Annotated in this window: 6 protein-coding genes; 4 read left to right on the top strand and 2 right to left on the bottom strand. The window is 71.3% G+C overall.

The window, feature by feature from the left end; genetic code table 11:
- Window positions 1-1,620: NADase-type glycan-binding domain-containing protein (locus tag GUY61_RS30900; RefSeq protein WP_208106672.1), on the top strand; the 1,620-nt coding region annotated here is incomplete at its 5' end.
- 104 nt (window positions 1,621-1,724) lie between these two features.
- Here GUY61_RS30900 and GUY61_RS30895 read toward each other — a convergent pair.
- The gene (locus GUY61_RS30895) at window positions 1,725-2,990 is read right to left on the bottom strand and encodes an alkaline phosphatase PhoX (RefSeq protein WP_166633554.1); all 1,266 of its coding nucleotides are present in this window, start codon (window positions 2,988-2,990) and stop codon (window positions 1,725-1,727) included.
- 291 nt (window positions 2,991-3,281) lie between these two features.
- Here GUY61_RS30895 and GUY61_RS30890 point away from each other — a divergent pair, with 291 nt between their 5' ends.
- Window positions 3,282-3,953, top strand: coding sequence for a lytic polysaccharide monooxygenase (locus GUY61_RS30890; protein WP_166633553.1), 672 nt, complete (start codon window positions 3,282-3,284; stop codon window positions 3,951-3,953).
- A gap of 124 nt (window positions 3,954-4,077) precedes the next feature.
- Here the strand turns inward: GUY61_RS30890 and GUY61_RS30885 are convergent, their stop codons facing one another.
- A complete protein-coding gene (locus GUY61_RS30885; protein WP_166633552.1) occupies window positions 4,078-5,499 on the bottom strand; it encodes a DUF234 domain-containing protein in 1,422 nt (473 codons plus the stop codon).
- A gap of 450 nt (window positions 5,500-5,949) precedes the next feature.
- Between GUY61_RS30885 and GUY61_RS30880 the strand changes: the two genes are divergently transcribed.
- Together GUY61_RS30880 and eccD are read left to right on the top strand one after the other, a co-directional pair.
- A complete protein-coding gene (locus GUY61_RS30880) occupies window positions 5,950-6,252 on the top strand; it encodes a hypothetical protein (RefSeq protein WP_166633551.1) in 303 nt (100 codons plus the stop codon).
- A gap of 188 nt (window positions 6,253-6,440) precedes the next feature.
- Window positions 6,441-7,796, top strand: coding sequence for a type VII secretion integral membrane protein EccD (gene eccD, locus GUY61_RS30875; protein ID WP_166633550.1), 1,356 nt, complete (start codon window positions 6,441-6,443; stop codon window positions 7,794-7,796).
- Window positions 7,797-7,968: the final 172 nt, after the last annotated feature.

Raw genomic sequence — 7,968 nt, 5'->3', positions numbered from 1 at the left:
GAGACAGGAACAGGAGCAGGAACAGGCACAGGCACCGGCACAGGCACAGGAGCCGGTGCCGGTGCCGGTGCGCCGGCCGCTCCGGCGGGGGAGGCCCGCGCGGCGGCCCGCGCCGATGAGCCGGCCGCGGCGGGCGCCCGTGCCACCCGGGGCGGGGCGGCGGACGACGGCGAGCGGGGCTGGGACGCCTTCGCGGAAACGGGTACGGCCCGGCGGGTCCCGGGCCGGCCGGGACGGGACGGCATACTCCGGCGTGCCGCGGACGAGGAAGCCGGCCGGGACGCCGACAGAAACTCTGGCACGGACTCCGGCCGGGACACGGAACCGGAGGACGGCGGGCAGTCCGTCGGGGCGGGCGGCGCGCGCCGGTCCGCCGCGGGCGCGGACGACACCCGGAACACGGGCGCACCGGAAGGCGGCGCCGCCGGCCCGGGACCCTCCGAAGGCGCGGGCTTCCGCGGGGAGAGCCGTGCCGGCGCCGGCGGCACCCCTGCCCGTCCCTCCCTGAGCGACGAACTGTTCGGCCCCCGTACCGGTGAGGGCACCGCCGACACCGAACCGCTGCCGGCCGCCCGGTCCGCAGGACCCACGGCGTCCGTGGGGTCCGCGGCCGCTGCCGGATCCTCGCCCGGCGGCTCCGGCTCAGGCTCCGCCTCCGGCTCAGGCGCCTCCGCCTCCGGCTCAGGCTCCGCCTCCGGCCCCGAGTCCGAGTCGGAGACGACGGCCGAACGGGCCCGCTCCCTGCTCGTACCCGTCGCGGAGCCCGAGCCCCGGGCACCCGCGGAGCCGTCCGTGGCCCCCGTACTGCCCGGCCGCCCCTCCGCGCGGCGCCCGCAGGTCCGGACACCGGGCCCGGAGCAGGGCGTGGAGGGCGGTGTCCCCTGCCCCTGGTGCTCCACCCCCAACCGGCCCGACCGCCGCTACTGCGGGCGCTGCGCCATGCCGATGGCCGGCAGCGGCACCCAGGCCCCCGGCCGGGCACCCTGGTGGCGCCGCCTGCTGGACCGCGACAACCGTGAGGCGCCGTGGGCCGGTGACAGGCCGCGCCTGCGCCGCGGCTTCGGCCAGATCATGAACTGGCTGACCGGCGCGCTCGTTCTCGGCCTCCTGGTGACCGCCGTGGTCTACGCCGACGACGGCTTCAGCGCCGTGCGCGACCACTTCGCCAAGCGGGCCCCGGTCGGCCCCGACGGCTTCAAGGCCTCGCGCTCCTTCCCCGAGCACGGCCCCGAGCTCGTCTTCGACAAGCTCAACAACACCTGGTGGGGGCCTGGGGTCTCGCAGTCCGGCCAGGGCGAGTGGGTGGAGGCGACGTTCCAGCAGCCCGTCCGTCTGCTGGATCTCGTCATCACCCCCGGCACGTCCACCCGCGCCGACCAGCTCTCGAAGTCGGCCCTCCCGCACCGGCTCACGGCCAGGATCACCACCGCCGACGGCAAGAGCACCACGCGTGCCCTCACCCTCGACCAGGGCGCCGGCGGCCAGCACCGCAAGTTCCGCGCGGAGGACGTCGTCGCGGTCCGCTTCACCGTCGACTCGGCCTACGGAGCCGCCGCCGACAAGCAGTTGTCGATCGCCGAGATCGAGTTGTTCGGCCCGTCGAGCGCCAACTCGGAGTAGCGGGGCGGGCGGGTTCTCCGGCCCGTCCCGCCGTGTGCCCGCGAAGGTACGGAGCCCCGTCCCCTGACCTCGGGGACGGGGCTCCGCGGTTCACGCGGGCGGTGTCACCGGCGGGTGATCTTCCACGTGCCGTCCGCCTTGGGCTTTTCCGGGTGCTGCACGTTGAAGAACAGGGACTTCGGGTCCTTGCCGAAGTAGATGCCGCTGATCTCGGCGCCCGGGTCCTTGAGTGAGGCGAAGAGTTCGGTCTTCTCGGCGACTCCGTCCCGGTCGGTGTCCTTGCCGGCGGCCCAGATGTCGCTGGCGTAGTTGTCCTCGACGATCCACAGGCGGCCGTCGGGGCCCTGGGCGAGGTTGTCCGGGCTGTTGAAGCCGGTGACGCCGGAGCCGGCGTTCTCGACGGGCGCGTTCACGCCGGCCTCGACGAAGCCGCTGAGGACCTTCTTGCGCAGGTCGATCGCGACGACGCGGTCCTCGCTGGTGTTGGCCACGTAGAGGGTGCTGCCGATGACCTCGACGTCCTCAGGGCGGCCGAACTCGGTCGCGTTCACCGCGTTCGCGGCGGCGTCGGCGTCGACGACGACCTGGTCCATGTCGAGCGCGACCCACTCGAACGCGCCGGTCTTGGCGGAGTACGTCGCCGGGTTCCACTTCTGCTCGGCGTCGGAGAGACCCTTGAGCCTGAGCGCGTACAGCCGCCCGTCCGAGAGGTCTCCGCGCCGGGTCGGCTCGAACTTGTAGATCGAGCCCCCGTTGAGTTCGTCGATGACGAAGACGGTGCCGTCGGCACGGGCCTCGATGCCCTCGTGACGCAGGATGCCGGCCTCGCGACGCTCCTCGACACGGGTGATCACGGTGGGGTCCTCGGGGTCGAGGAAGGCCTCGAAGAGCCGGCCGCCGGTGGTCTCCTCGGCGAAGAGCAGGGTTCCCCAGGGGGTCCAGCGCAGGCCGTCGAGGCGGCTCCAGTCCGCGCGCTGGGCGATGACCTTGGCCTCGCCCGTCCTGAGGTCGACGACGGACAGCGCGCCGTTGGAGGAGACCTCGTGGGTGCGGTAGAGGTAACGGCCGGCGTGCCGGCCGGTCTCGTTGACGGTGTTCATGTCGTGGAGGTCGTCGGTGGTGCCGCTGTAGACGTCGAGGACGGTCTCGTCCGCGACGAGCTTCTGCTTGAAGCCCTTGGGCGCGACGAGCGGCTCGGTCCAGTCGGCCGACATCTGGTCGTAGGCGGAGGCCGTAATCGGCTCGAACGCCATCGGGCCGTGGCCGTGGCCGTGGCCGTGGTCGGCGACGGCCGGAGCGGCGGCCATCAGGCCCAGGGGCAGGCCGAGGCCGAGGGTGAGGGCAGCGGTGACAAGACGCGTACGGCGCATGTGTCCGTCTTTCCTGTGGGTGTACCGGGAGGTGCGGGGGGTGCGGGTCGAACGTGCCGGACGCTATGGGCGCTCTGTGAAGTCCCCGTGCTTTTCACATGGCCTCCCGGCGGTTTCGCCGGTGAACAGCTCGCGACGCGGCCGGACGTGTCGAACGGCATCGAACGCGCCATCGGCCGACCGAAAGTGGCGCAATCGAATGTTGCGGCCCTGTTTCCCGAAGAACACTCTGGAACGCGCGGGAGCGCTCCCATACCGGAATCCCCCACCCCGGAAGAAGGAGACCGCGAAATGGTCTGTCATGACCGCATCATTGCTCCACTGCACCGTCCGACCCTCCTCCTCAGTCTGCTCGCCGCCGTGCTCCTCTGCCTGATCCCGTGGTCCGGCACCGCGAACGCCCACGGATCGGTCATCGACCCGGCGTCCCGCAACTACGGCTGCTGGCTGCGCTGGGGAAGCGACTTCCAGAACCCCGCCATGGCCCAGGAAGACCCCATGTGCTGGCAGGCGTGGCAGGACAACCCGAACGCGATGTGGAACTGGAACGGCCTCTACCGCAACGGTTCCGCCGGCAACTTCCAGGCGGTCGTCCCCGACGGCCAGTTGTGCAGCGGGGGCCGCACCGAGAGCGGCCGCTACAACTCGCTGGACACCGTGGGCGCCTGGAAGACCTCGAACGTGGCCGACGACTTCACGGTCAAGCTCTACGACCAGGCCAGCCACGGCGCCGACTACTTCCTGGTCTACGTCACACGCCAGGGACACGACCCCACCACCCAGCCCCTGAAGTGGAGCGACCTCGAACTCGTCGCCGGCACCGGCTCGTACGGGCCCAGCAACAACTACGAGATCCCGGTGAGCACTTCGGGCTACAGCGGCCGCCATGTGGTCTACACGATCTGGCAGGCGTCGCACATGGACCAGACGTACTTCCTCTGCAGCGACGTGGACTTCGGCTGATCCGCCCGTGCGCGGCCGCCCGCGCGCCACTGGTCCCGCCGGACGTGCCGCAGCCTCCGGCGGGACCCCGCCGTTCCGCCGGAGGCCGAGGTCCGGTGGGTGACCGTGACGCGGGCGCTTTCTGTCAGGACCAAGCGGCGATGAGATCCTCGGGGGCGAGGCTGCGGATTCCGTCGGCGGTGCATCCGGCCCGGGCGACGGCGAGCAGCGGGGTGGAGTCGTCGGCGCCGGGCAATTGGGAGCGGTGCGTGATCAGCCTGGCCAGGTCGCGGTTGTCGAAGGGCTTCCTCTCCAGCCACTTGATCGATCCGACGAGGGTGATCTTCCTGGCGATGGGTGCGCGGTCTGCGCCGACGAGGTCGATTTCGGGATCGTTGGTACGGGTCCAGTAGCCGCCGACGGCGTTCGTGTCCTCGGGCAGCCGGTCGTCGGCCAGGCGCCACAGGGCGTCACGGATCACCGGTTCGACGGCGCGGCCGCGCCAGGATGTCCAGCCGGTCCGGATCGACTGGAGTACACGGTCGCCGCGGCCTCTTTCAACCATGGGGATGCCGGGGCCGATGAACGAGAGCCAGAAGCGCAGGTAGGGGTCGTCGACCCGGTAGCGGGGGTCCCGGCTCGGCCTTGTGGACAGCGGCAGGTCGGCCGCGACCATGCGGCGGGTGGTGAGGACTTCCAGCGAGCGCCTCAGGGAACCAGGATTCAGGTCACCGGCTGCCCGGCCGATGAGGGTGAAGGTACGTTCCCCGTGTCCGATGGCCCCCAGGACGCTGCGGGCCTGCGCCTCCGTGGGGAACTCGGCGGCCAGTGCTCGTTCGCCGCTGACGAGCAGGGCCGATGTCGGGTGGAGGAGCGCCTGTCCGAGGTAGTCCCACAGTGTGCCGCCATGCGGCCATTCTTCGAGGATGAGCGGCAGGCCGCCGGAGACCAGGTAGGCGTCGAACGCGTCCGCCGGCGGAAGAGCGAGCATGGCGCCGACCTCGGCGGGGTTGAGGGGCGGGACGACCATCTCGGTGCCGCGCTGGTAGAAGGGGCGGCCATAGGTGTTGAGTTGCTCCATCATGGCGAGGTCGGAGCCGATGAGGACGAGAAGCACGGGCAGTTTGGACAGTGTCCGGTCGAATGCCTTCTGGAGCGTGCCCTCGAAAGTGGGATCCTCACGCACGAGGTAGGGCATTTCGTCGAGGACGACCACGCTGGGCGTGTCTTTGGGCAGGACAGCGGCGAGCAGGCCGAAAGCCGCGTCCCAGCTTTGCGGGACGGCGAAGCCCGCGACCTGGTCGGCTTCGGGAAGTGGGGATGTGGCGAGTTCGGCCACGAAACCCGCCAGGTCCTCGTCCTTCGAGCCGCCGACGGCGGTGAAGAAGACATGCGGAAGCCCGGTGCGTTCCAGGAACTCCTCCACGAGTCGGGATTTGCCGACGCGCCTTCGGCCGCGGATGAGCACCGCACGGCCGGGTCGCCCGCCGCGGCCCCCGGTTCGCACAGGAGTCAATAGGCTCTCAAGGAGGCCGAGTTCTCTACGGCGTCCCACGAATCCGTTCATACCGCGGCCCTCGCAGATCCAGGTTGACTTGCCTCCATGATACTTGCATCTGTGCAAGTTTCTTGGTTGCAAGTAACCTGGCGTGGCTGTTTCTCCTTTTTCAGGCGTCCCGGCAGGCGCTCGGTCGCGCGTTTGAATCAAGGGGTCGGGCGGACGGTGCCGCTTTCTCACCGACTCCCCCGAGTACTGCCGGTGTTGTGGGGTCCGCTTGGTGCTCCGCGCCCTCCGGTCGGCCCAAGCCCGCCGTACGGCAGGGGTGTTGGAGCCGCTCGCCGATGCCTTATGTTGCAGAGGCAAAATGAGGGGGATTCTGAACATGGGCACTCAGGACACGTCAGGGCACGTCAGGGCGGATCGGAGCGGCCGGACCGGGGGCAGGGCGGGCCGCCGCGGCCGGCCGTCCACCGGCGAGGGCTGAGGCGAACGGACGACTGGGGCGACTGACGACGAATGGCACGGGATTACGACAGTCAGCTGCTGGAGTCGGTGGCTGTACGCCGGCGCAGAATGCGGGACGCCCTGCTGTTCGGGGCGCACCGGGCACGGCGCACGGCCGACGAGCGCCTCGGGAAGGTGTTCGTCGGGATCGCCATCACGGCCGTTCTGTGCGCGGGATGTGTCGGCTGGTCCTTCCTCCAGCACACTCTGGCCAAGCAGAAGGCCGAGCAGGAGAAGCAGCAGCAGCGCCAGGAGCAGCAGTACGAGCCGCAGCCGACGGAGCCGGCGCCGTCGACGAAATCGGCGCAGCCGTAGGACCTGCGGAGATCGCAGCGGACCGGTCGGGTGGTGAACCGCGCGAATCCACGGAACTCCGGTGAATTGTGCGAGGAGTACGGACAGCGGATGAAGGATTTCCCAGAAAGGGAATGAACGGACCGGCAGCCGCCGGTGTGTCCAACTGGCCCGATATTTACCAAAGTCGCGATGATAGGTTCCCGTAAGTGGTGAGCACAGCAACGACTTCCCGGGCGCAACTGAGCCGGGTGACCCTGGTCGGCGAGCGACGCCGGGTCGACATGGTCCTGCCCTCCGACACACCGATCGGTCAACTGCTGCCGGACATTCTGCAGTTGCTGGACGACCGGGTCGCATCACGCCCCATGACACGGCAGTTGATGCGCGCGGACGGCTCGGCGCTGCCGCACGACAGCACACTCGCCTCGGCCGAGATCGCCGACGGCGCGGTGCTCCGGCTCGTCAGGGCCCACTCCGCGCCACCCGCCCCCGTCGTGCACGACGTCACCGACCAGGTGGCCGACGACCTCGACCTGCAGGGCTGGCGCTGGCGCCCCGCCGCGCGCCGGGCCACCGCGGGCGCGGCGACGGTGGCCTTCGCGCTCGTCGCGGCCCTGCTCGCCCGCCGCGAGTTCGCCCTCGACGCCCTGGCCGGCGCGCTCGTGGCCGTCACCCTCGTCCTCATGACGGCCGGCGCGCTCGTCGCCAGGATCGGGCAGGGCAACCGGGGCCTGGCGACCACGCTGCTCCTCACCTCCGGCGGGCTGGGCGTCCTCACGGCGTGGACCGCCGCCGACGCCCACGACTGGCCGGGAACCGTGCGGCTCGCCGCCGTGGCGGGCGCGCTGGTCCTGACGCTCGTGCTGCTCGGCCACTTCTCGCCGCTGGGCCGAGGAGGGCTCATCGGCGCCGCGGCCGGCACCGTGATCGCCGCCGTCTGGGAGGCGGTCGCGGCCGTCCAGGACGACCCCGCCCGGCTCGGCGCCGTCATGGCCGTCTTCTCCGTGGTGCTGCTCGGCCTGCTGCCGCGGCTGGCCCTCACGGCCTCGGGGCTCACCGCGCTCGACGACCGCCGCGCGACCGGCGTCTCGGTCAGCCGCCACGAGGTCGGCAACGCGCTCGCGGCCACGCACCGGGGCCTGGCCCTGGCCACGATGGTCACCGCGGCCTCGGCCGCGGCAGCCGGCTGGCTGCTCACCCTGGCCGAGGACCAGACGGGGTGGACGGTGGCACTGCCCTCGCTCGTCGCCGTCGTCCTGCTGTCCAGGGCCCGGGCCTTTCCGCTGGTCGCCGAGGTGGTGGCGCTGTTCGCCGCCGGGGCGGTCCTCGTCGTACGCCTGCTGATGCTGTGGATGGAGCACGCTGGTGGCGCCGGGCCGCTGACCGTGCTGGGCGCGGCCGCGGTGCTGCCGCTGCTCGTCCTGGCGGTCCAGCCGCCAGAGCATGTGCGGGTGCGGCTGCGGCGCATGGCCGATCTGGTCGAATCCATCGGGATGGTGGGGCTCTTCCCGCTCGCCGTCGGTGTGTTCGGCGTGTACGGACAGCTGCTCAACAAGTTCTGAGTCGACGCGCAGGCGCTCCGGACGGGGCAGTGAGGCGGAGGAGAAGGGCGGACATGGCGACCGGAGACAACTGGCAGGGCGATCTGCTGCGTGACCTGAGGGGCGGCGCGCAGGGCTCCGGCGGCCCGGAGCGCTCGGCGCCCGCCTCCACCCCCGACACGCCGTCGCAGCC

This window comes from Streptomyces sp. GC420 (assembly GCF_009916105.1).
In the GTDB taxonomy this organism is placed as follows: domain Bacteria; phylum Actinomycetota; class Actinomycetes; order Streptomycetales; family Streptomycetaceae; genus Streptomyces.
Note: the sequence above shows the minus strand (reverse complement) of the source record. Positions and strands in the feature narration are given on the sequence as shown.